Annotated in this window: 21 protein-coding genes and 1 pseudogene; 8 read left to right on the forward strand and 14 right to left on the reverse strand. The window is 63.5% G+C overall.

What is annotated here, in order from left to right; translation table 11 throughout:
• Positions 1 to 225 precede the first annotated feature (225 nt).
• On the forward strand, positions 226 to 1,020 hold the full coding sequence (locus B0G69_RS28745; protein WP_121323223.1) for a DeoR/GlpR family DNA-binding transcription regulator: 795 nt from the start codon (positions 226 to 228) through the stop codon (positions 1,018 to 1,020).
• Positions 1,017 to 2,192, forward strand: a complete 1,176-nt coding sequence (locus B0G69_RS28750) for an MFS transporter (protein ID WP_121323225.1) — start codon at positions 1,017 to 1,019, stop codon at positions 2,190 to 2,192. Before B0G69_RS28745 ends, B0G69_RS28750 begins: the two co-directional genes overlap by 4 nt.
• A 1-nt stretch (position 2,193) precedes the next feature.
• Here the strand turns inward: B0G69_RS28750 and B0G69_RS28755 are convergent, their stop codons facing one another.
• The 8 genes and pseudogenes from B0G69_RS28755 to B0G69_RS41515 all read right to left on the reverse strand — a co-directional run bounded on the left by B0G69_RS28755 (position 2,194) and on the right by B0G69_RS41515 (position 7,568).
• On the reverse strand, positions 2,194 to 3,090 hold the full coding sequence (locus B0G69_RS28755) for a sterol desaturase family protein (RefSeq protein WP_241991498.1): 897 nt from the start codon (positions 3,088 to 3,090) through the stop codon (positions 2,194 to 2,196).
• A gap of 898 nt (positions 3,091 to 3,988) precedes the next feature.
• On the reverse strand, positions 3,989 to 4,984 hold the full coding sequence (locus B0G69_RS28760; protein ID WP_241991499.1) for a peptidoglycan DD-metalloendopeptidase family protein: 996 nt from the start codon (positions 4,982 to 4,984) through the stop codon (positions 3,989 to 3,991).
• Between the two features lie 361 nt (positions 4,985 to 5,345).
• A complete protein-coding gene (locus B0G69_RS28765; RefSeq protein WP_121323227.1) occupies positions 5,346 to 5,573 on the reverse strand; it encodes a hypothetical protein in 228 nt (75 codons plus the stop codon).
• A 105-nt stretch (positions 5,574 to 5,678) separates the two neighbouring features.
• The gene (locus B0G69_RS28770) at positions 5,679 to 5,876 is read right to left on the reverse strand and encodes a hypothetical protein (protein ID WP_121323229.1); all 198 of its coding nucleotides are present in this window, start codon (positions 5,874 to 5,876) and stop codon (positions 5,679 to 5,681) included.
• Positions 5,877 to 6,167, reverse strand: a complete 291-nt coding sequence (locus tag B0G69_RS28775; protein WP_121323231.1) for a hypothetical protein — start codon at positions 6,165 to 6,167, stop codon at positions 5,877 to 5,879. It abuts the gene before it with no gap.
• Between the two features lie 183 nt (positions 6,168 to 6,350).
• Positions 6,351 to 6,620 (reverse strand): annotated as a pseudogene (locus B0G69_RS28780) (short-chain dehydrogenase/reductase); the annotation flags it as partial.
• A 206-nt stretch (positions 6,621 to 6,826) separates the two neighbouring features.
• Positions 6,827 to 7,159, reverse strand: a complete 333-nt coding sequence (locus B0G69_RS28785) for a DUF2322 family protein (protein WP_121323233.1) — start codon at positions 7,157 to 7,159, stop codon at positions 6,827 to 6,829.
• Between the two features lie 187 nt (positions 7,160 to 7,346).
• Entirely contained in the window at positions 7,347 to 7,568 is a 222-nt protein-coding gene (locus B0G69_RS41515) for a hypothetical protein (RefSeq protein WP_199731436.1), read from the reverse strand.
• A gap of 168 nt (positions 7,569 to 7,736) precedes the next feature.
• On the opposite strand from B0G69_RS41515, the gene B0G69_RS42185 reads away from it, so the two are divergent.
• The gene (locus B0G69_RS42185; RefSeq protein ID WP_241991500.1) at positions 7,737 to 8,108 is read left to right on the forward strand and encodes a hypothetical protein; all 372 of its coding nucleotides are present in this window, start codon (positions 7,737 to 7,739) and stop codon (positions 8,106 to 8,108) included.
• A gap of 103 nt (positions 8,109 to 8,211) precedes the next feature.
• Here B0G69_RS42185 and B0G69_RS28795 read toward each other — a convergent pair whose 3' ends face one another.
• The 5 genes from B0G69_RS28795 to ugpC all read right to left on the reverse strand — a co-directional run bounded on the left by B0G69_RS28795 (position 8,212) and on the right by ugpC (position 14,718).
• The gene (locus B0G69_RS28795; protein ID WP_121323237.1) at positions 8,212 to 9,063 is read right to left on the reverse strand and encodes a carbohydrate ABC transporter permease; all 852 of its coding nucleotides are present in this window, start codon (positions 9,061 to 9,063) and stop codon (positions 8,212 to 8,214) included.
• An 11-nt stretch (positions 9,064 to 9,074) separates the two neighbouring features.
• Positions 9,075 to 10,052 (reverse strand): sugar ABC transporter permease, encoded by a 978-nt coding sequence (locus B0G69_RS28800; RefSeq protein ID WP_121323239.1) that lies wholly within the window; start codon positions 10,050 to 10,052, stop codon positions 9,075 to 9,077.
• A gap of 159 nt (positions 10,053 to 10,211) precedes the next feature.
• Positions 10,212 to 11,468, reverse strand: a complete 1,257-nt coding sequence (locus B0G69_RS28810; protein ID WP_121323242.1) for an ABC transporter substrate-binding protein — start codon at positions 11,466 to 11,468, stop codon at positions 10,212 to 10,214.
• An 83-nt stretch (positions 11,469 to 11,551) separates the two neighbouring features.
• On the reverse strand, positions 11,552 to 13,537 hold the full coding sequence (locus tag B0G69_RS28815) for a beta-galactosidase (protein WP_121323244.1): 1,986 nt from the start codon (positions 13,535 to 13,537) through the stop codon (positions 11,552 to 11,554).
• A gap of 17 nt (positions 13,538 to 13,554) precedes the next feature.
• Positions 13,555 to 14,718: a sn-glycerol-3-phosphate ABC transporter ATP-binding protein UgpC gene (gene ugpC / locus B0G69_RS28820; RefSeq protein ID WP_121323246.1), complete on the reverse strand. Its 1,164-nt coding sequence runs from the start codon at positions 14,716 to 14,718 to the stop codon at positions 13,555 to 13,557.
• Positions 14,719 to 14,908: 190 nt separating this feature from the next.
• Between ugpC and B0G69_RS28825 the strand changes: the two genes are divergently transcribed.
• The 5 genes from B0G69_RS28825 (at position 14,909) to B0G69_RS28845 (ending at position 20,542) form a co-directional block, all read left to right on the forward strand.
• Entirely contained in the window at positions 14,909 to 15,940 is a 1,032-nt protein-coding gene (locus B0G69_RS28825) for a LacI family DNA-binding transcriptional regulator (protein ID WP_121323248.1), read from the forward strand.
• Positions 15,941 to 16,375: 435 nt separating this feature from the next.
• A complete protein-coding gene (locus B0G69_RS28830; protein ID WP_121323250.1) occupies positions 16,376 to 17,380 on the forward strand; it encodes a sugar ABC transporter substrate-binding protein in 1,005 nt (334 codons plus the stop codon).
• Positions 17,381 to 17,470: 90 nt separating this feature from the next.
• Positions 17,471 to 18,457, forward strand: coding sequence for an ABC transporter permease (locus B0G69_RS28835; protein WP_121323252.1), 987 nt, complete (start codon positions 17,471 to 17,473; stop codon positions 18,455 to 18,457).
• A 29-nt stretch (positions 18,458 to 18,486) separates the two neighbouring features.
• Positions 18,487 to 19,284, forward strand: a complete 798-nt coding sequence (locus tag B0G69_RS28840; protein WP_121323254.1) for an ATP-binding cassette domain-containing protein — start codon at positions 18,487 to 18,489, stop codon at positions 19,282 to 19,284.
• A gap of 31 nt (positions 19,285 to 19,315) precedes the next feature.
• Positions 19,316 to 20,542 (forward strand): ROK family transcriptional regulator, encoded by a 1,227-nt coding sequence (locus B0G69_RS28845; protein ID WP_121323937.1) that lies wholly within the window; start codon positions 19,316 to 19,318, stop codon positions 20,540 to 20,542.
• Between the two features lie 60 nt (positions 20,543 to 20,602).
• Here B0G69_RS28845 and B0G69_RS28850 read toward each other — a convergent pair whose 3' ends face one another.
• A complete protein-coding gene (locus tag B0G69_RS28850; RefSeq protein WP_121323256.1) occupies positions 20,603 to 23,683 on the reverse strand; it encodes a transglycosylase domain-containing protein in 3,081 nt (1,026 codons plus the stop codon).
• Positions 23,684 to 23,728: the final 45 nt, after the last annotated feature.

Below are 23,728 nucleotides of genomic sequence, written 5' to 3' on the forward strand. Positions count from 1 at the left end.
CGAACTAGCCGCCTTAGCGACGCATACTTCGATCCGCTCGGGCCGTGGCAGCATCCGTGGTCTTGCCGTGCCAGGCGGCGCATTCCTCCTGGCAGCCACCTTCGCGCAGTGGCTCCGCTCCTAATAGACTCTCCAGCCTTTTCCAAAACGCGTTGCACACGCTGCACGTTTACGCTACATTTTGCTCGTTTATGATCGATTCAAGCCAAACAGCAAGGTGGATAAATGCAGCGAACGCGTGAAGAAGCCCTAAACGGACTGCTGCCCGAGCAGCGCGAGCAGATGATTCTGGAGCGGCTGCGTACGCACGGGCGCGTGCTGGCGGCCGCGCTTGCCGCCGAACTCCAGACCTCGGAGCACACGGTGCGGCGGCATCTGCGTGATCTGGCCGAACAGGGACATTGCAAGCGCGTCTACGGCGGCGCTTTGCTGATCTCGCCCGCCGACAAGCCTGCCGCCGTTCGCATGAGCGAAGCCGTGGACCGAAAGGCCCGCCTCGCGAGCGCGGCGGCCTCGATCGTGCGCCCGAAGCAGATCATTCTGCTCGACGCCGGCTCGACCAATGTCGCGATCGCTGCGGCCCTGCCCGACAACGCGGACCTGACCGTCGTGACGAATTCGCCCGAGGCGTGCAGCCGTCTGCTGAACCGCCCGGGCTTCGACGTGATCCTGGTCGGCGGGCGCATGGCGCGCGGCGCGGCGGGCGCGCTCGGCGCGACCGCATTGCTGCAGATCCAGCAAGTCCGCGCCGACCTGTGCTTTCTCGGCGCGTGCGCGCTCGATCCCGACGAAGGCGTCGCCGCGTTCGATGCGGAAGATGCCGAACTCAAACGGGCGATGGTGAAAGCAAGCGGCCAGCTCGCCATCGCGCTGACCTCGGAGAAGCTGATGACCGCCGCGCCCTTTTCGGTGGCGCCGGCCGCGGCCATCGACTATCTGTTCGTCGAAGCCGACGTGCCGGCCGCGCGGCTCACGAGTCTCGAAGCGGTCTGCGACAACGTGATGGTGGCCCGCTCATGAACGCACTCGCCAACGCTCAGGTGAACCACGTCAAGCCGCTCAAGGAGCGCATTGCGACCGTCGGCGTGTTTCTCGCCAACGGCTTCGGCATCGGCGCGTGGGCCGTCGAAGTGCCGCGCATCAAGGAAGGTCTCGCGCTCAGCGACACGTCGCTCGGTATCGCGCTGTTCGCGTTTGCGCTGGGCGCCATCGTCGCCATGCCATTGGCGGGGCAACTCGCGCCGCGCTTCGGCAGCGGCCGCGCGACCGCGCTGCTCGGCGCGGCGTTCGTCATCGCGTTGCCGCTGCCCGCGTTCGCGCCCAGCCTGGCCGTGCTGTGCCTCGTCCTGTTCGCGCTCGGCGCGGCGAACGGCGCGCTCGACGTGTCGATGAACGGCCACGCCAGCACCATCGAAACGCAGTGGCGCGCGCCGATCATGTCATCGTTTCACGCCGCCTGGAGTGCGGGCGGACTGCTCGGCGCGGCGATGGGTGCGATGTTGCAGAAAGGCGGCGTCGGCGTGATCGGCGGACTGCTCGCGCCGGACGCGTTCATTGCCGTGCTGATCGTCAGCGCGGCGACGCTGGCGTTGCGCGACCTCGGCCCGCGCGCGGCCGTGGCATCCAGTGGATTCGCGTGGCCGAGCGGCGGCGTGATGAAACTGGCGATGCTCGCGTTTCTGTGCATGCTCGTGGAAGGCGCGGTCGCCGACTGGAGCGCGGTGTACTTGCGCTCGACCCTGAATCAGGAGGCGAGCGTCGCCGCCATCGGCTATTCCGCGTTTGCGTTTTCGATGGCGGCCTGCCGCATCGTCGGCGATGTGTCGGTGCGCCGTTTCGGTTCGAGCCGGGTCGTCGCGCTTGGCGGGCTGGTTGCGGTGGCGGGACTCGGGCTGGTGCTGAGTCTGCCGACCGTGCTGAGCGCTTGCGTGGGCTTTGCGATGGTCGGCGTCGGCCTCGCGAATATCGTTCCGGTGATTTTCAGCGCGGCGGGCCGCTCGACCGTGACGCCGGCGACGGGTGTGTCGATGGCGGCTACTGCTGGCTATGCCGGCTTCCTGGTCGGACCGCCGTTGATCGGCCTCGGCGCAGGCGTGCTCGGCTTGCGCGTCGCGCTGTGCGTGCTCGTGATGGCGACGGCGATCGTTTGCCTGCTCGGCGGCAAGGCGGTGCACAGCGCGCGGCTCGCCTGATTCAGCGGCCCGATCTCCGCGCGCTCGGCACCGTCACTTCGTTTCCTTGTCCAGCAGCGCGAGCGGCTCGCTCGAGCGCAACCGCGCGCCCGACGTGCACGCCCAGCGGCCAGCTGATCGCGCCGAGCAGCGAGTGCGGCTGCGTGCCGTCGTCGAGACCGGTGGCGGGCCACTCGTGTTTCGCCGGCACCCACAGCGTGCCGAACAGGTGGTCCCACAGCGGCAAGAGTTGCGTGAAATTGTGATCGAAATGCTCGGCGCGGGTCGAGTGATGCAAGCGGTGATATTGCGGATTGTTGATCCACGTGATGTAGCGGCCAAGATCCACGCGCAGATTCAGATGCGCAAAATAATTGCCGAACATGAATACGACGGAAGTCGCCCCGACGATCCACGGCTCGACCCTGAACAGCACACCGACCAGCGGATACAGCAGACAGCCCTTGATCAGCGCTTCAGACCAGTGATGCCGCAACGTCACCGTGACGTTGAAATCGACCGCGCTATGGTGCAGCGAATGCAGCTTCCACAGCACGGGCCAGGTGTGCTGCAGGCGGTGGAATGCGTATTCGAGCAGGTCGATGGTCAGCAGCACGATCACGAACGACGCCAGCGCACTCCCTCCCCGCGACACCAGCACGACCATGCCGCCGCCGAGCGCGTTCACGATTGCGACGCTCGCTGCCGCCGCCAACGGCTTCACCGCCTCCACGAGCGCCAGATACAAACCCGCATAGGCCATGTTCAGTCGCTGCCCCGAGCGCGACTGCAGCAGCGTGGCGGGCCAGCGCCGCTCCAGCAACGCCCCCACGCCCATCATGACCAGCACGAGCGCGTACGCTTGCAGCCAGAGGCTCGCGTGGTGCAGCAGGCCGGAAAACGGACTTGACGCAAACATGGGATTCCCCGTGACCACGGTGTATCAGAGGCGCCTCGCCGTGCAGCTGGCCGGCGTGGCGCGGCTCGACGCAAAGCCAAGGATGACAGGGCTTTAATGCGATCTTCGCAGCCCGCCGGGTGGTACGCAAGCGTTCGGTTCGCGCGGGCTTTGGTGGTACGAATGCGAAGCGTCATGTAGGCGTCTGGGCCCGATGGGTATCGAACGGCATCGCAGTTTCAGCAATCTTCTGTCCGACTCACGCTCGGGTGAGTGGCGCTCGCACGCTCTGGACAAAAAAAGTGGCGAGGCCCCCGCGTCACACGTCGTCACGATCACGGCGGGTCGATACATGCCATATCGGCCACCGGCGTCGCTGTTTTATTGACATCCGTATTCTTGTTGGCCCCGCCGCACCTCGTGAGATGCGTCGATTTCCCCGAGCGCGATCCACGAAGACATTTGCTGCTGCCGGAATTTGTTCACTGCGTGATACTGCTTTGTATCTCCGGCTGCAGCGTGTTTTTGCTTTGTGATTTGCTTATTGCAACAGCTATGCCACGAGACCTCAAAGCCTTGCTGGACAATGTCGTGTGATTCGGTTTCCGTGCTGACGCCTGCTTCACGGCACGCAATGAGTCGGAATTGAAACGCGGGCCGTTTGCGTGGCAGCGCTGCCGCACGAGTCGGGCACGCGATCTGCCGGCCGATGGAAAACCCGTAACCGTACCGGCTGACAATGGTTCGCCGAACGCTTCGATCAGATATACCGGTGTTTGAGTGATGAAACTAGTGGTTATCCAGCCCTGCCCCACATGTCGCAAAGCTGAGACGCCGTCGCTGCGCTCTCGGAGGATGTTTGCGCTCGCCATGGCGCGACGGGCCGCGAACGCGTTGCGTCGTCGCGGCCCGCGTCGGCTCACAGGAGCGCAGTCAATTGCGCGACGCGTGCCTTGAACTGCGGCATCTCGTCGGCGTGAAGCGGTGTCTTCTGCGGCAACTCGACGGTCAGCGGATCGCGCGGGACGTTGTTCACGTGCACTTCGTAGTGCAGATGCGGACCGGTCGCCCAACCCGTTTCGCCGACATAGCCGATCACCTGATCGCGACTGACCTGGCTGCCACGACGCAAGCCTTTCGCAAAGCGCGACAGATGAGCGAACGTGGTCGAATACGGCGGCGGATTCTGAATGACGACCACTTTTCCGTAGCCGGTCTGCCGGCCGATGAAGCGGACCACACCGCGCGCCGTTGCATGAACGGGGGTGCCGGCCGGTGCGGCGAGGTCGACACCGTCATGACTTTGCCAGCGATGCAGTACCGGATCGAGTCGATGCAACGAAAAGCCCGACGACACCCGCGTGAATTCCAACGGATAGCGCTCGAACGAAGGCCTGGTGCTCGCGCCGTCTTTCGAATAATAGAAAGGCTTGCCCTGAAGATCCTTGTGCAGGAACAGGTCGTGTGTCGTCCCGCCACGAACGATGCGAACCGCGAGCGGCTCGCTCTCCGCGGCGCCGTCGCCGCTTTCGTCGAACACCGCGCTCACGCTGTCGCCGGATCGCAGATCGCGAGAAAAGTTGAATTCGCCACGAAATGCGCGCGCCAGAATCGCCGTGGTGGCGGGATCGACACCCATGGCTTTCGCGGCGGCCGCGAAGCTGTGTTCGATCGAAGCGTGCTTGACGGTGAAAGCGGGCGGCTTCGTCGCGGGGGTGCTGGTTGCGGCAGGCACGGCGGGTGAGGCGGCGGCAGGTTTCGCCGAGTCCTTGCTCACGAGAGACACGTCGGGGTCCTCGGTGCGAGCAGTGCGATCGTGGCTCACCAGATAGGCCGCGCACACGGAGCTGATCGCACAGACAACGATGATTTTGCCGGCCCGTCCGGGCAGGACACGAGCTACAGATAGGGGCATTGACTAAAAGCGGTCGACCGGCGGTGCGCCGACGACACGCACACGCTGGTGGGTTTATTGATCAGCGCCGCCAGTCACTGCATGAGGCGCTGCATAAGGTTGCTGGCAAGCCTAGGGATGCTTTCTTAAGCGAGGATTAAGCTGGCCCCCAATAAACAGGGCGAGGGAGTTGGCGGCTGCGCGTGCATTGGGCATGCATTGCGGCGCGTCAGCGGACATAGCGCGAATTGCCCCCGCGCTCGTGTTTTATCGTCTTTTTGGGGGGCGAATCGAAATACGTGGGACGAGCGGCTGTTTGACTGCCGCTCGGGCTTGTTTTGGCGACGCACCGCATCGAGGAATTCCGCGCCGCCCTCTTCTCTCAAGACAACGAAGCCAGCATGTTCGACAGCCGTCTGAGATGGGCCTTGAACGCGTCGCTGGCTTCGCGATCGGTGGTCGGATTCAGATGCGACGTTTCCGCGAGTTGAACCTGCTCATGGAAATCGTTGGCGATCTTGCGTTTGATGTCCGCGGGCAACGATCGCACGACGGAGACCAACAAAGCCTCTTCGGCGTGCATCATGCCCAGAATCGAATGCGTGTCCATGCGACAACCTCCGCTGAAGGTACCGTCAGTGCAATCCAGCATGGGCGCTGGCGCACTTCATGTTACCTCGCCGGCTTGCGCCGCGGCGGCAGCATTGGGTCGCCGTTACTCCGCGATCGAATAGCGCGATGCACGGGGTTGCGGCGTTTTCGCCGGACGCTCGATGCGCGTGCTGGCGCCACGGATAAAAAGGATCGCGCAGAAAGCGACCGTGGCCCAGATGCAGAGAATTACCGTTAAAGCGCTCATTTCAGTTTTCAGAGGATCGAGACTGTGATTGATGTCGTCGTGGCTGCCGGCCACTCAGTGCGTCGTAGGCTGATCGTCGCTGCTGCCGAACAGAAGCCCGTCGATCATGCGCGTGGTCAGCGTCAGTTGCCGTTCAAGCGACGTGCGCGCGATTTCCGCGCCGGCCATGTCGCTACGGGCGACGGCGGCGTGCGTCTGCGTGGCAAGGCGCAGCACGGTCTCCGACGCACGTTGCAACTCGTGCATCGCAGCGTCCCGACCCAGCGGCGGGCTGTTCGATTCGGGCACGGCCTGCTCCGGCAAGCCGGCTTCGAACGGGTGATCTTTGTCGTGGCGGGAAGACATCGCAGGCTCCTGGGCGCGAATGGCACGACGCTAGTTTGTGCCGGACCCGTGCTTTTCAATCTGTCGAACAGAAGCCGTTTGTGAAGCCAATCCGAAGTCTTCGAAAAAATGCGATATTCCGCTGAAGAATAGGCGCGGGCCGCTATCTGGCGGCCCGCTTTCGATCGCAAACCCTCCACCTTCTCACGCAGGGAAATCCGTCGAGGCCGACAGCGCTCGCCCGGTCTGCGTTTCCTGCTCCACGTAAGCGTTTTTCCTGGCGATGGCGGCGAGCGTGTCGGTTCCGAGCGGCAAACACAGCGGCGGATTCGGCGCGTCGGCCAGCACGACGAGCGCTTGCGCCAATTTCTTCGGATCGCCGGGCTGGTTGTGATTCATCTGCGTGGCTTTGCGGCGAACCTCGCCCGACGAAGCGTCGTAGTCGGCGATCACATCCGGCGCGATCATCAGCGCGTGAAGACTTTTGTCGACTTCATGGTCGAACGGATGGCCGTTAACAAAACTTCTTTCTCGATTCGGCCGAGCTTCGCGCCGCTCGTGCGGCAACGCGAAGCAAGACAGCAAGCAAACGGAGCTAGGTGGGGTACGCTGTGTGTGGCTCCCGAAGCAGTGGCCTCAGCGTCAATCGAGGCAACCGGCCGAACTCACGACGTCTCTCCTCAACCCGCGGCGATGACTTCGATACGCAACGCCTCGCCACCCGCCACGATCGCAAGCAGCAGGTCGACGTTCGGGTGCGCGCCCGGACGGTTACGCGCGTCGGCCGTATGTTCGGCGAACAGAGCGAGGCCTGCCTCGGCCGCTTTGACGTCCAGCGTCCCGAATGCCTCGCGCAGATAGTTGTACAGCGCGAGAGAGCCCTGCTTGCCCGGATTGTTCTCGATGCTCGCAACCACGATGCCCTTGCCGTCGACCAGATCGATACGCGCGATGCCGTCGATCGCCGGCATCTGTGCGAGATTTTCCTTGAATACGCCGCTCGGTTGAATCACTGACAACACTCCTTCTGTTCTCGAAAATACATGGCGGGGTGTATCTTATCTGATAGAGGCTTGCGCAGCCTGCTTCCGAAGGCCGGCGTCTGAACCGGAACGTCAGCTCCCGCACCTCGATATGCGGTCGGCACAATTCATTTCCCCAAAGCAGGTATCAGCCATACCAGTAGCAGAAGTTGTCTTGTTAGCCGAGCGTGACACCGCAACAATGCCGGCACAGCACTCGACCCGGCTGCCGACGCACGACGCGCCGAATCCGCATCGGGACGGATGAATCTGGCTCAGACAACGTCACCGGGGGGAGAAGCCAATGCGCATTTCTTTTTTGCACACGATCGGCGGAAATCGCCAGGTATTCGAACACGCGGCCAATAGTCTTGGTCTGCGCAGCGATGATCTTCGACATGATGTGAGACCGGATCTCCGCGAGGCCGTTGAGCACGCGGGGGCATTCACCGCCGACTTGCTGACACAGACAAGCCTTTGTCTTCAGCAATTGGCAGCCAATTCCGATGCCGTCATCGTGACTTGCGCTACGCTCGGGCCCGCCGTCGCGGAGATGGAGAGTTCGCCGGTGCCCATCGTGAGAGCGGATGCCGCATTGGCCGCCGCCGCAGCGGAAGTCGGCGGATCGATCGCAGTGTTGTGTGCCGCTGAATCCGCGATCGAGCCCACCCGGCGACTCTTCGCGCAACACGCGAGCGGAACTGATGCGTCCGTGAAAGTCATTCATGTGCCGCAAGTCTGGGCACTGTTCAAAAGTGGTGACATGAACGCATGCCTCGCCGCTGTCGCGGCATCGGCGGACGACGCGTATGAGGCCGGCGCAAGCGTCGTCGCGTTTGCTCATCCATGGATGGCGCCAGCCGTGAAGTTCGCCAGCCAGGGCCGGCAACCGCTCGATAGCGCCCACGCAGCGCTGCGCGTCGCGATACGCCGACCGTGAGCAACCATCGGTCCGAATAGCAACCCCGAAAAAAAAGCCCGCTTTCGCGGGCAACCCTTCTGCGGCATCAAGCATCAAGAATCAAGCAACAGACAACCCGCCCTCACCCCTTCGTCGCCCCAAACGTCAAGCCGGCGACAAAGTGCTTCTGCATCGCAAAGAACATCGCCACCGACGGCAATGCGGCCAGAATCGACCCCGCCGAAACGAGATTCCACGCCGTCGTCCACTGCCCCTTCAAGGCGGCAACGCCCACCGTGATCGGCGCGGCGTCATCGCCTTGCGTCAGACACAGCGCCCAGAAATAGTCGTTCCACACGAACGTAAACACGAGAATCGCCAATGCCGCGAGCGCCGGACGAATCAGCGGCAGCACGATCCGGAAGAACACCGTCCACTCGTTCGCCCCTTCGATCCGCGCCGCCTCGACCAGTTCGAACGGCAACTGCTTGATGAAGTTGCGCAAAAACAGCGCGCAAAAACCGGTCTGAAACGACACGTGGAACAGAATCAGCGCGCTCACGGTATTGAACAGCCCGAGTTGCAACGACAGATCGCGCACCGGAATCATCAACACCTGCACCGGCACGAAATTCCCCGCGACGAAAGTGGCGAACAATGTCGAATTGCCGCGAAAACGGTAGATCGCCAACGCGAAGCCGGCCATGGCGGCCAGTGCAATCGAGCCGACCACCGCAGGCACAGTAATCAGCACGCTGTTCCAGAAGTAATGCAGCATCGGCGATGTGGTCAACGCCTCGCGATAGTTGTCGAACATCGCGAAGTGCTTCGGCCATCCCCAGTAGTTGCCCTCGCTCAGTTCTTCCGTCGAACGCACCGAGGTGACGAGCACCGCGATCATCGGCAGCAGCCAGATCAGCAAGGCGACGGGCAAGGTCAGTTTGTACGCACGGCGCGTGAGCGGCTTCCATTTGTCGATCGGGATCGGAAACATGATCGGTTCCTTTATTGCTCGGCGCGCAGCATCCGCCGCAAGTGATAAACGATGTACACCAGCATGATGCAGAACAGCACGACCGCCACCGCCGCCGAATAGCCGATGCGGTAGTACTTGATCGCCTGGTCGTACATGTAATACGCGAGCACGGTCGAGCTTTCGAACGGGCCGCCACCCGTCATCACCGAAATCAGATCGAAGCTGCGCAACGCGCCGATGATGGTGACGACGATCGCCATGAACGTGGTCGGCCGCAGTTGCGGCAGGATCACGTGCCACAGCATCGACCAGCCATGCGCGCCTTCCATGCGCGCGGCTTCGATCTGTTCGGCGTTCAGCGACGTGAGCCCGGTCAGATAAAGAATCATGCAATAGGCGGTTTGCGGCCACAGCGCGGCGAACACGATCCCGAACGTTGCATAGCGCGGGTCGCCGAGCACCGGCACGCCGTGGCCGAGCATCAACGCGAGCAGGCCGAAAGTCGGGTCGTAGAACCACGAGAAGATCAAACCGACCACCACGCCCGACAGCACGAATGGCGCGAAGAACAGCGACTTGACGATGCGGATGCCAGCCACCGCCTGGTTCAGATATAACGCGACTGCGAGGCCCATCGGCGGAGCGAGCAGAAACAGCACGAGCCAGATGAGGTTGTTCTTCAGCGCGGTGTAGAACGTCTGCGAGTGAAACAGCTCCACGTAGTTCGCGAGGCCGATGAACGACGGCTCCGTCATGCCGTCCCAGTTGAAGAAACTGAGCCGGATGGTCGACAGGATGGGCCAGACGACGTAGATCGCCACCATGACGCAGGCCGGCGCGAGAAACAGGAACGCGGCACGGCGCTGGCGGCGCGCGGTCGGCGTGGGACGGCGTCGGCGCGGCGCAGCCGATGACGCGCCACGCACCGCACCGCCTGGCGCAGGCGCTCCCGGCACACCAGGTTCAACAGGGCCGCCGACGGTGTGACGGCTCACGGATTGCGACACGATCTTTTCTCCTGTCGACCAGAGTTAGCGCTTTAGCGCTTACTCTGGTCCCATGCACAGCGGTCGACCAGAGTTGGCGCTTTAGCGCCTTACTCTGGTCCCATGCAAGATAGCTGCCAACCAAATACCACAGCAAAGCGGCCTCACGGCCGCCCCCGTTCACTTCTTGTAGATCCGCTTGCGCGTCTGCTCGAGTTGCGCGAGCACGTCGTCGAGCTTGGTGGGATCGGAGACGAACTGCTGCATCCCCTTCATTCCTTCGTCGGCCATTTCCTTGGTCATATCGCGATCGTAGAACTGCGCAATGCCGCCCTTCGTATTCGCGAGAATCTGGAAGCCGATCTTCGAGATCGGGTCTTCAGGTTCGGGCGACTTGCTGTTCGCCGACAGCGAGCCGAGTCCGGTCGCCAGTTGTGCGCCGATCTGCGGCGTTTCGACGAAGGCGAGGAACGCGTGCGCATCCGCCTTGTTCTTCGCTTTCGACGGGATATGCAGCGATTCGACCGGACCATCTTCGGCGGTCGGCACCTTCGGGTCGATCACCGGGAATTGGAAGTAACCCATTTGCGGCTTCACGTTCGCCGGAAAACCGGCAGTGATGAAGGTGCCCATCAGCATCATCGCGGCCTTGCCCTGGAACAGGAACGGCTGCACCGAGTCCAGATCGTAGGAGAGCGAATTGTCGATGAAATAGCCGGCGTCGAGCAGTTGCTTCCACGTCGTGTAGACCTTCTTCACCCGCGGATCGGTGTACGGAATCTCGCCCGCCATGAGCTTCTGATGGAACGCATTGCCGTTCAGACGCAGATCGAGATAGTCGAACCAGCCGGCGAGCGTCCACGCATCGCGGCCCGCCACGGCGATCGGCGTAATGCCGGCCGCTTTAAGCTTCTTCGCAGCGTCGAGAAACTCATCCCACGTCTTCGGCTCGCCCTTCACGCCGGCTTTATCGAGCAGATCCTTGCGATAGAACATGCCCCACGAGTAGTACACCGTCGGCGCGGCGTATTGCTTGCCCTTATACGACGACGCTTCCTTGGTCGACGCATACATGTCGTTCCAGCCGTTCTTCGCCCAGTCGCCGCTCAGATCTTCGAACAGGCCGCGCTGCGCGTAATACGCCATCCGCTCGCCGTCATGCCAGTTGACGACATCGGGTGCGACGGTGGAGAGCCAGCCGGGCAATTGCACCTTGTACGCTTCTTCATCGATGAACGACACCTTCACGTCGACCCCGGGATGCGTCTTCTTGAACTCGTCGATCACCGACTGCCATACCGCGCGCTGACTTGCGCCCTTGAACGCGATATTCACCGCGAGCGTGCCGGCCTGCGAAGCCGTGCTGACGACCGATGCCCCCGCTGCCGCCGCAGCCAACGCGAATGCCAACAGAATTTTGCGTGGTTTCAGTTTCATGCTGCCTGTCTCCTTTATGCCTTGATTTAGCGTCGTTGTTTGTTACTGCGTGGAATCCTCTTTCAAGCGCGTGGTTCGGCGCATCAGCGCGACCGGTAGACTGCCACACCTTGCGGCGCGAGCGTGCGTGAACCGATTACGAAAGCGTCGTCGGCCACGTCGCCGAGCGTGTGAATGGCGTCGCCGTAGTTGAACGCGTAGGTCAACGCGCCACGCCGGGCGAGGCGCACGCTGTCACCAAGTTGCATAGTCGCGACACCGGCCTCCTGCGCGATCCGCTCGAACAGTCGCACCGTGAGCGCGTCGTCGAACAGGCTCGCAAAGTAATGGATCGCGCCGCCGCGCACATACGCGGGATGGCCATCCGCAAAACGGGCGCGCACGTCGAGCGCGGCTGCCGCATCGCTATCGATGAAATCGCGCCAGTGACGCGCGTAGCCGTCGTCATTGCCGGTCTCTTTGCTGTCAGCGAGACGCACGCCTTCGGTCACGTTCGGCCGCATCGATTCGACACGCCACACGCGCGCCGGCAGCACCGAGGCCAGCGGGCCCGGCGGCAGATTCGCCGGAATCCGCAGATCGGGCGTCTTCGAACCGGTACGCGGCCCGAGCACCACCTGCGCGCCCGAGCTAGCGAGGCGTGCCGCGAAATCGTCCGGCACGACCGGCAGCGGCGGCACGACGATCAGACTGTAGCCATCGAACGGCGCGTTCACCGGCACGACATCGACATCGAGGCCGAGTGCACGCAACGCCGAGTAATACTCGAATGCGAAGCGCGGATAGTGAAAGTCCGCACCTTGCGGATGAATCTCGAACAGCCACTTCGCCTCGTAGTCATAGACGAGCGCGACCTTCGAACGGATTGCCGCGTCGGCGTCGGCATTCGCGGCGAGCACCGTGCGAATCTCGTCCGCCACCTGAGCCGCCTCGTTGCCGCCGACGTCGAGCCGGTTGTCCGGCGTGTTCAGCCCCGCGTGCATCTGCTCCTGGGCGAACGGCGCCTGACGCCAGCGGAAGTACGACACGCAGCCCGCACCGTGCGCAAACGCCTCCCAACTCCACAGGCGCACCATGCCTGGCAGCGGCGCCGGGTTCCACAGCGCCCAGTTCACCGGACCCGGCTGTTGCTCCATCACCCAGAACGGCAGCTTCGACATGCCGCGATACACGTCGTGATTGAATGACGCGAAATCGGGATGACCGCTGCGCAGCCAGCGCGCCTTCACGTCCGGCGCGAACCATTGCTCTTCGAGCGCGCCGAGCGGATAGCTGTCCCAGCTCGCGACGTCGAGATCGGCCGCGACCTTGTAGTGATCGAACTCGGTGAAGAGCTGCATGAAGTTGTGCGCGACCGGGCGGCCCGGCGAATGCGCACGAATGATCTCGACCTGCATGTGGTTGTAGCGCGCCACTTCATCGGACGCGAAACGGCGGTAATCGAGGCGGTGCGAAGGATGCGCTTCGGTGACGGTCGCCACCGGCGCGTCGATCTCATCGAAGCTGCGGTACTCCATGCTCCAGAACACCGTGCCCCACGCGTCGTTCAATGCCTGGATCGTGCAATAGCGCGCCTTCAGCCATTCGCGAAAGCGCTTCACGGCCGCGGGTGAATAGCTGACCACCGTGTGATGACAGCCGAATTCGTTATCGGTCTGCCAGTACGCGACTGCCCGATGCTTGCCGTAACGCTCGGCCACCGCCGTGCAGATGCATTGCGACGCTTCGAAATACGACGGCGACGAAAAATCGTAATGACGCCGCGAACCGAATGCGCGCGGCCGTCCGTCCGCGCCTATCGGCAGAATGTCAGGATAACGATCGATCAGCCACTTGGGCGGCGTCGCGGTCGGCGTGCACATGACGACCTTCAGCCCGGCCGCGCCCAGCACGTCGATCGCGCGATCGAGCCAGCCCCAGTCGTATTCGCCGGGCGTCGGCTCCATGCGGCTCCATGCGAATTCGGCGATCCGCACCTGCTCGATGCCGAGCGCTTTCATGCGGCGGGCGTCGTCTTCCCACATCGACTCCGGCCAGTGTTCCGGGTAATAACAGACTCCAAGGCGCATCCCAATGTCCCCTGACGTTATGCGTAGTGTTCGACGGATTCGAGCGAAGCGGCCGCAAAGCCGTCTTCGGTAAACAGATGGCAGGCAACGCGGGGCACGCGCAAGTGCGCAGCGTCCCCGGGTACCAGGCGCGTATCGCCCGGCGCTTTGGCGATCAGCACGGCGCCGCCGGGCTGATCGAGGTGAACGTAGCTGTGTTCGCCGAGTTGCTCGACGAGCGATACGGTCCGCGCGAGCACACCGTCGGCAGACCCGGCAGTTGAAGCGGACGAGGCGTCGACGAACTCCAGGTGCTCGGGACGCACGCCGAGCGTGACCGTTTGTCCGCTTTGCAGCCCTTCGCCGCTGACGGGCACGCGCAAGATTTCAGCGGTGTGGTTGAGCGTGATGGCCACGCCTTGCGGATCGATCGACGTCACTTTGCCCGGCAGGAAATTCATCCGCGGCGAGCCGATGAAACCGGCCACGAAGCGGCTCTTCGGACGGTGATACAACTCGAGCGGCGCGCCGATCTGCGCGATGCTGCCGTAACGCTCGGTGTCCTTGCCCGCATGCAGCAGCACGATCTTGTCGGCGAGCGTCATCGCCTCGATCTGGTCGTGCGTCACGTAGACCACGCTCGCCTTGGCGAACTGCTTGTGCAGCCGCGCGATCTCGACGCGGGTCTGCCCGCGCAACGTAGCGTCGAGATTGGACAACGGTTCGTCGAACAGAAACACGCCGGGCTCGCGCACGATGGCCCGGCCGATCGCGACGCGCTGCCGCTGTCCGCCCGACAACGCCTTGGGCCGCCGTTCGAGCAGCGCCTCCAGTTGCAGGATGCGCGCGGCTTCACGCACCTTGCGGTCGATTTCGTCTTTCGGGGTTTTGGCGAGCTTGAGACCGAAGGCCATGTTCTCGAACACCGTCATGTGCGGAAACAGCGCGTAGCTCTGGAACACCATCGCCACGCCGCGCTGCGCAGCGGGCACGTCGTTGACGAGCTTGCCGCCGATCGACAGGTCGCCGTCGCTGACGTCTTCGAGACCGGCGATCATCCGCAGCAAGGTGGACTTGCCGCACCCCGACGGGCCGAGAAACACGCAGAACTCGTTCTCCGCGATCTCGAGATCGACGTCGCGAATCACCGGCGCGCCATCGCCATACGCCTTCTGCACGCCTCTTAACGAAATGCTCGCCATTGCATCGACTCCGTGATTTAATCAACTCGCAGTCGGAGATTAAGCGCTTAATCAGCGGACCCGAAAAAATCGATCGCTTGCGATCGTTGGGGCCAGCCTGTCTCCGATATCGATTGTTTGTGCGACAGATGGTGCCGCGCCTTGCGCCGCGACGCAAATGTCGAACAGTCATCCCAAATATTGAAAAAACATGCCCACACTCAGCGAAGTCGCGCGCCATGCCGGCGTCACCCCTGCGACCGTATCGAACGTGTTGCGCAATCGCGGCCGCGTCGGTGCGGCGACCCGGCAGCGGGTTCTCGTCGCCGTCGAGGCGCTCGGCTATCGCCCGCATCTGGCCGCCCGCGCACTCGCCGAAGGCCGCGCGCCGACGCTCGCGCTGATGGTGTCGAGCATCGCCAATCCGTTCTATCCGGAATTTGCGCTCGCCGTCGAACGCGCGGCACGCACGAGCGGCCACTTCGTGATCATCTGCAATACGAACGAAGATCCCTTGATCGGCCGCGCGTATCTCGACCAGATTGCAGGCACGCTTTCCGAGGGCGTGCTCGTGACGAACGCGAATCTCGACTTCGCCGACCTTCACACGACCGAAGCGCGCGGCACGCCGGTGGTGCTGTGCATGTGGGAACGGCCGCACGAACCGCCTGGGCTGCCGTGCGTCGCGGTCGACTTTCGGCTGGCGGGCGAACTGGCCGGCGCGCATCTGCTGGAACTCGGGCATCGGCGGATCGGCGCAATTGTCGGCAGTAAGGCTTCGGGCATTCATGCGGCCCGCTACGAGGGTTTCGTCGATGCGCTGCGCGCGGCCGGCGCGCCAAAGAACCGCGTCCGACACGCGGCCGACACGATTCATGGCGGCTACGTCGCGGCACGCGCGCTGCTCGAAGCCGATCCGAAGCTCACCGCGATCTTCGCGACCAACGACCTGCCGGCGCTCGGCGCGATGCACGCCGCCGCCGATCTCGGCCTGAATGTCCCTGGCGACCTGTCCGTGATCGGCATCACCGACATTCAACTCGCGCGCGACTCTCGGCCCGCCTTGACGACAGTGGCCGTACCTACGGTCGAGGTTGCTGGACTCGCGGTGTCGCTGCTGCGCGAGCTGATCGAGTCGTCGTATGGCCAGGCAGGGCGCAGCGCGGCCGACGTGCCGATGCGGGTCTCGTCCCCGCCCGAACTTGTCGCGCGGGCCTCCACGGGTGCGCCGCGCGCGCGGTGATGTGGCCGTAACAGCGGCGCAGTCTGCCCGCTGGCACTCGCACCGAGTTCACCACGCTCGATGCAACCGCGGTCATGTTCGACGCATCATTCAGACTTCAAACACCTTCGAACGGAGCCAGGACTTTCCCGAAGCCCCGGTCCTTCATCTTGCACCGCACCACAGCGCGTAAGCCTCTCCCCAAAAGGCGCGCCGCCTTCGGGCGTGCTGACTTGCGTCAACGTCCCGTGGAAATCCTACCTTGACGCAAGTCAGCACGCCTGCTGTACTAAATCAACCAAAGTGATTTAGGCGGGGCAGCTTTCACCGCAGCGTCGGCGCAACCGCCACTTCACCTCAACGCAATAACCGAGGTTGCCGACCGGCAGCGTTTAGCGTTCGCCGCTGGCAGCCAGTAGTCCACAACGTCGTCGCCAACAACCGGAGGAGCGTCCCATGAATCAGCATTCCCGCAGGCATCCTGTCGCCAGGAAAATCGTGTCGATGTGCGTCGCGGCATCGGCGCTCTGGTGTGCGAGCGCGAGCCAGGCCGCCGACCAGCCGGTCGTCGGCCTGATCACCAAGACCGACACCAACCCTTTCTTCGTGAAGATGAAACAGGGTGCCGAAGCGGCCGCCTCGAAAGACGGCGCGAAGCTGATCAGCGCCGCCGGCAAGTTCGACGGCGACAACGCAAGCCAGGTCACCGCGATCGAAAACATGATGACGGCCGGCGCGAAAGCGATTCTGATCACGCCGAGCGACACCAAGGCGATCGTGCCGAGCATCAGAAAAGCACGCGCCGCCGGCGTGATGGTGGTCGCACTCGACACGCCGACCGATCCGCAGGACGCCACCGATGCCCTCTTCGCCACCGACAACTTCAAGGCCGGCGTGCTGATCGGCAAATACGCTAAGGCCGCGCTGAACGGCAAACCCGCGAAGATCGCCACGCTCGATCTCGCGCCCGGCGTATCGGTCGGCGTACTGCGTCATAACGGCTTTCTGGAAGGCTTCGGCGTGAAGGAAGGTGACCCGTCTGTGGTCTGCAGCCAGGACACGCGCGGCGATCAGGCGAAGGGCCAGACGGCGATGGAGAACTGCCTGCAGAAATCGCCGGACATCAACGTGGTCTACACGATCAACGAACCGGCCGCGGCGGGCGCGTATCGCGCGCTCAAGGCGGCGGGCAAGGACAAGAGCGTGATGATCGTTTCGATCGACGGTGGCTGCGAAGGCGTGCGCAACGTGAAGGCCGGTTCGATCGCCGCGACCTCGCAGCAGTATCCGCTGAAGATGGCCGCACTCGGGGTGAACGCCGGGGTCGAGTACGCGAAGACCGGCAAGAAAGTCTCCGGCTATCAGGACACGGGCGTAACGTTGATTACCGACAAGCCGATGTCCGGCATCGACAGCAAGGATACGAAGTACGGCCTCGACAACTGCTGGGGCAACAAGTAACCCACACTGTGTGACGTGCCCGCCGCGGCGGGCCGCAATCCGATTTGCCGCGTGGCCCGTATGGCACGCTCATGTATCGAGGACATCATCATGTCGACTCCTTCCGCGCCCGCCGGCCATTCACGCACTTTCGCCGACCGTCTGCCGTCGCTTGCCGAGGTCGGTCCGCTGATCGCGCTGGTGCTGGCGTGCGGCTTCTTCATTTCGCAGAGCAGCCGCTTTCTGTCGTTCCAGAATCTCTCGTTGATCCTGCAACAGACCATGGTGGTCGCGGTCATCGCCATCGGTCAGACGCTGATCGTACTGACTGGCGGCATCGATCTGTCGTGCGGCATGGTGATGGCGTTCGGCTCCATCATCATGACCAAATTCGCGGTCACGCTGGGCGTGCCGCCGATTCTCGCGATCCTGTGCGGGATCGCCGCGAGCACCTTGTTCGGCGCGCTCAACGGCGTGTTGATCACGCGCATCAAACTGCCCGCCTTCATCGTCACGCTGGGGACGTTGAACATCGCGTTCGCGCTCACGCAGATCTATTCGAATGCGGAGAGCGTGTCGAACCTGCCCGACGCGATCATGTTCCTCGGCAACACGTTCAAGCTCGGCCCGGCGGAGGTCACGTACGGCACCGTCCTCACGCTGCTGATGTATCTCGCCACCTGGTTCGTGCTGCGCGACACGGTGCCGGGGCGTCACTTATATGCGCTCGGCAACAACGCCGAGGCGGCGCGTTTGATGGGCCTCTCTTCGCAGAAGATCCTGCTCACGGTGTACTCGCTGGCCGGCGCGATCTACGGCATCGCCGCGCTGTTGTCGGTGTCGCGCACGGGTGTCGGCGATCCGCAGGCGGGGCAAACCGAGAACCTCGACAGCATTACCGCGGTCGTGCTCGGCGGCACGAGCCTGTTCGGCGGACGCGGCTCGATTGTCGGCACCTTGCTCGGTGCGTTGATCGTCGGCGTGTTTCGCAATGGCTTGACGCTGATCGGTGTTTCTTCGGTCTACCAGGTGTTGATCACCGGCATGCTGGTGATTCTCGCGGTAGCCGCAGACAAACTCTCTCATCGTCGCGGTTGAGTACTCACGGCACTTGCATGGAGCCCGTCATGTCGACACCTATTTCCGCTTCCTCCACGATGCCCGTTCTGCAGGCGCGCGGACTCGTCAAACGTTATGGCAACGTGACCGCGCTCGACGGTTGCGATTTCGAAGTGCTGCCCGGAGAAATTCTCGCGGTGATCGGCGACAACGGTGCAGGCAAATCGTCGTTGATCAAGGCGCTGTCCGGCGCGACCGTGCCGGACGAAGGCGAGATACTGCTCGACGGCAAACCGGTCAAATTCCGCAGCCCGCTGGATGCGCGCGCGCAAGGCATCGAAACCGTGTACCAGGAACTCGCGGTCGCGCCGGCAATGAGCATCGCCGAAAACCTGTTCCTCGCCCGCGAACTGCTCAAGCCAGGCTGGCGCGGCTCGCTCTTCAAAATGATCGACAAGCGCCGCATGCTCGAAGAAGCGACTGCGCACATGAAGGACCTGCAGATCGGCATCCGTTCGATGCGCCAGGCCGTCGAAACGCTGTCGGGCGGCCAACGCCAGGGCGTCGCGGTGGCGCGCAGCGCGGCTTTTGCACGCCACGTGGTGATTCTCGATGAACCCACCGCCGCGCTCGGCGTGAAGGAAGGCAACATGGTGCTCGAACTGATCCGGCGCGTGCGCGATCGCGGGCTACCGGTGATTCTCATCAGCCACAACATGCCGCACGTGTTCGAAGTCGCCGATCGCATTCATATTCAACGGCTCGGCCGGCGCGCGGCGCTCGTCAACCGGAGCGACGTGCACATGTCGGAGGCGGTTGCGATCATGACCGGCGCAAAGGAAGCAGACGTCAAGGCGATTGCATGACGCGCGCCTCCTGCTGAGCGGATTCGCGACGATGGATACCACCGGCGCCCGCTCCCCGCTCAAACGCACGGTTGGCTCGAATCAGGTCGGCATGCGTCAATTCAACGAACGCATCGTGCTGCAGACGATCCGCCTGCATGGGCCGCTGCCGAAAGCCGACGTAGGGCGCCTCACGCGTCTGTCGATGCAGACGGTGTCGATGATCGTGGACCGTCTGATCGACGACGGCCTGCTCGAAAAACAGGCGCGCGTGCGCGGCAGGATCGGCCAGCCGTCGGTGCCGATCGCGTTGCGCGCGGACGGCGCGTATACCATCGGCATCAAGGTGGGACGCCGCAGCCTCGACGTGCTGGCGATGGATTTTGCCGCCCATGTGGTGTGCCGCGATGTATTCGAGTATGCCTATCCCGACCCGCGCACGCTGTTTCCCGCGCTCGAAAGCAGGCTCGCGCGCGTCAAGCGCACGCTCGGCGCGAACGCCGCCAAGGTGGTCGGCGTGGGTGTCGCCGCGCCGCTGTGGCTCGGCGGCTGGCGCGACTTTCTCGGCGCGCCGCCCGACGCGCTCGACGCCTGGAACGAGATCGACCTGCGCGCCCGCATCGCGACCATGACCGGCCTGCCGGTGGAGTTCGCCAAAGACACCACCGCTGCCTGCGCGGCCGAACTCGTGATGGGCCAGGGCCGCGGCATTCACAACTTCCTGTATCTGTTCGTCGGCACCTTCATCGGCGGCGGGCTCGTGATCGACGGACGCTTGCATGGCGGGCCGCATGACAACGCGGGCGCCGTCGGTTCGATTCCGCTGCGCGACGGCAGCGCGCGCAAACCCGCGCGGCAATTGCTGCACGCGGCATCGGGCTTCGTGCTTGAAAAGCTGTTCAGCGACGCGGGCGCGTTGGCCGCCGCCGCGCACGATCATCGCGCGCTGTCGCCGGAATTGTGGCGGCATACCGAGCAATGGCTCGACGGCGCATGTCCGGCGATCGCCAGCGCGCTGACCAATGCGGCCGCGTTGCTCGACCTCGAAGCGATCGTGATCGACGGCGAATTCGACCGGCAACTGGTGCGCGAAATCATCCGCCGCACCGAGCGCGTGCTCGATCGCTTCGAATGGGAAGGGATGGTGCGTCCGCAATTGCTCGAAGGCGCGATCGGCGCCGATGCGCGTGCGATGGGCGGCGCGATTCTGCCGCTCTATGCGCATTTCGCGCCGGTGCACGAGTTGTTCCTGAAACCGGCGTCGGATACGGGTTATTGAGCGCTGCTCATAGCGTCCATCGCTGAAGGCAAATAACACGCAATCACAACGCTCACGCCATCACTTCGCCACCACCTTCGCCATCACAGCCGCCTTCACCTTTGGACTATCCAGCAGCGGCTGCAACACGGGCGCCATCGACTTCAACAACTGCACCGACAACGCGCTGGTGAATTCATAATGCGCCGCATACGGTTCATGCACCCACGCAGTCAACGTGCCGTAGAAACGGTCACCCATCGCGAACACGAAGGTCGCGCTGCGGTTCACCTTGCGCGACTCGATCAGCCGCGCGCCTTTGGCATAGACATTCAAACGCTGGTCGCCTGTACCCGTCTTGCCGTACACCGCCAGCGTCTGGCCGTCGGGGAACGTCATGCCTTGCGCGAGCCGCCGCGCCGTGCCGCCCGTCACGACATCGCGCAACAGCGTTTTCATCACACCGGCGATCTCCGGTGACAACTGCTGCTCGGGCGCGACCGCCGCGCGCTTGAAGTGGGTTTCGTACGGCGTGTCTTTCGCGAAGTCGAGTTGCGTGAGGCTTTCGGTCGGCACCTTGTTGCCGTCGTTGGCAATCACGCCGATCAGTTGCGCGAGCGCGGCAGGCCGGTCGCCCGATGCGCCGATCGCCGCCGCATACGAAGGCGTGAGCGTCGTGAACGGATAGCCGAGCGCCTGCCACGATTTGCCGATCGCGTCGTACGCGCGCAGTTCCACCATCCGCTTGATGCGGCGATCCTGCGTGGCGTGATAACGCGTCTTGAAGAGCCACGAATAGGTCGACAGGCGCACGTCACGGCTCGCTTTCTGAATCTCGTCGAGCGTGGCGGCAGGATGCGCGCGCAAATAGTTGAGCGTCCACAGCTCGAGTGGATGGACACTCGCGATATAACCGCGATCGTTCAGATTGAAGCGGTCGATCGCATACTTCGAGTACAGGTTCGCGAGGTCTTCATCGTCGAGCATCGACGCGGCCGGGGTGTTCTTCAGCGCCGCGCGCATCTGCGCGTTGAACCACGCATTCGATTCGTCCGGTGCGACGCTGCGCAACACGGTTGCCACCTTCGGCGGCGACTTGCGCACACCGAGCACCAGCAGCGCCAACGCCTGATCCGGCGTCTTGCCGTGATACTTCGTGTAGAAACGGTTCATGTACACGCGGCTTTCCTGATCGGCGAAACGCGTCAGATACATCTTGCGGATCGCCGGATCGCCGAGCCATTGCGCCGAGGGCCCAGTCGTCTGCACCATCTCGTAGTGGACGATGTCGCGCATCAGCCGCACGAACACCAGATTCACCGAATGCTGGAATGCGCGATGCACGGTCAGGATGCGGCTGTTGTCGTCGGACTCGAAGTTGTTGAAGGTCTGGGCGCCGCCGCCCGTGTAAAACGTTTCGCCGGGGCTGGCCGAGTACTTACGCTCCACGGCCGCATCGAGCATCGCCTGCAACGAGCGGTCCGAGGTGTGCGCGAGATAGTCGAGCGCCCAGCGCGTCAACTGGTCGGTCGGATCGGGCTTCACGGCTTTCAGCTCCGCTGTGCTCAGCGGTGCATAACGCGCGTGCAGGTCGGAGACGATCTGCAAATAAGTGACCACGGTACGCATTTTCGCTGTCGAACCGAGGTTCAGGCGCGCGCCGGAGTTGATGTCGAACGGCTGGTTCACGCTATCGGTTTGCACCCGCACGAGGTTCGCGCCGTCGCGTCGCTCGAACAGCGTGAAGCTATAGGCGATTTTCGACGGATCGTCGGACGGCCGCAGCATTTCGAAGCCGACGAGTCCCGCTGCTTTCGCGCCGTCGCGCGTCGAGGCGGCCGCGAGCCGTTCGCTGACAGCCTGCTGCACGGCGTTGTTGAGCGTGCCCGTGGCCTGCAGATCGAGGCGGTCGAGTTCATAGAAACTCGGAATGCCGAGCGAGGCCAGCAGATGCGAGCGCATCGACGTGACGGCCTTGCGCGATACGAACGAGCCGGCGCTCTGCGTAGCGACCGGCGCGCGATGCAGTTCGACCTGCGCGGACAGCGCCGCATCGCGTAACTCACCCGACACCACGCCGCCGCTCGCCAGCAAACGCAGATAGCTGTCGGTCAGCCGTTCGAGCTCGCCATAGCCGCGATGCAGAAAATACGACGGCGCGCGTTGCGCGATCATTAACGAGAGCACCTCGCGGAGCGCCTTGCCCTGCTCCGCCAGGTTCTGTGCAGTCGAAGACGCATTCAGCAGGCGGTTGACCTCGCCGAAATCGCGTCCGTACCACGCGGCGAGACCGTCGCCGATGCCGTTGATTTCGCCGATCCCCGGTTGCGCAGCGAGCGGCACCGAGTTCAGATAGCGGACCACGATCTGCTGCCGCGCGGGCAGCGTCTGCGGACCATTCATATACGCTCGCACCGACGCCGATGCGATCTGCCGCAATTTCTCCGGCGGCGTCGCCGTGCGGCCGCCCGCGGAGTGGCGGAATTTTTCGATCTGCGTGGCGAGCGTGCTGCCGCCAGGCGCGGGCTGATGGCTGTTGAAAACGCGCACGCCCTGGTCGGCCAACGCGCGGCTGAAGCGTCCCCAGTCGATCGCCGGATTGCGGTTCGGCTGATTGGGATCGAGCAGATAGCGGTCTTCGATGAACAGCAGCGAGTTCACGATGACCGGCGGGATCGCGTCGAAGCTGTCGTACACGTGGCCCGGAAAGCGGGCGTCGAAAAGCGGCGCGCCGGTGCCGTCGAAAAGCTGTAGCCCGGCAATGTCTTTTTCGGCGTACGGCAGGAATAGACCGTTATCGGCCAGCGACAGCATCCGCTCGGAATCGCGTGCCTGCGCGCTGATTTCAAACCCGCGTTTCAGCAATCGTTGCTGGATCGAAGGCAGCAGTGCATAGCCGAGCCGGCTGTCGTACGGGCCTTTGTCGGCTTGTGGAAAGCGGATCGAATGACTGGGACCGTCGGCGACGGAATAGCCCACGTCACGAGTCAGTTCGGAGAGGTAGTGCGCCTGCAGCCGCGACGTTTCGATCTCGATCTGCACGAAACGCGCCGCCCATGCCAGCCCGAGCAGCAACGCAGCCGCCAGCCCCCATTTGAACCACTTCCACACTGGTGTCGTGCCGGCCGCGCGAAGCGGAAACCGAAGCAGTGGCCGATTCATGGCTGCTCTCCCCGAGCGATCGCCAGGCTTCCTAACCCGGCTGAC

The organism is Paraburkholderia sp. RAU2J (assembly GCF_003634845.1).
GTDB lineage: Bacteria > Pseudomonadota > Gammaproteobacteria > Burkholderiales > Burkholderiaceae > Paraburkholderia > Paraburkholderia fynbosensis.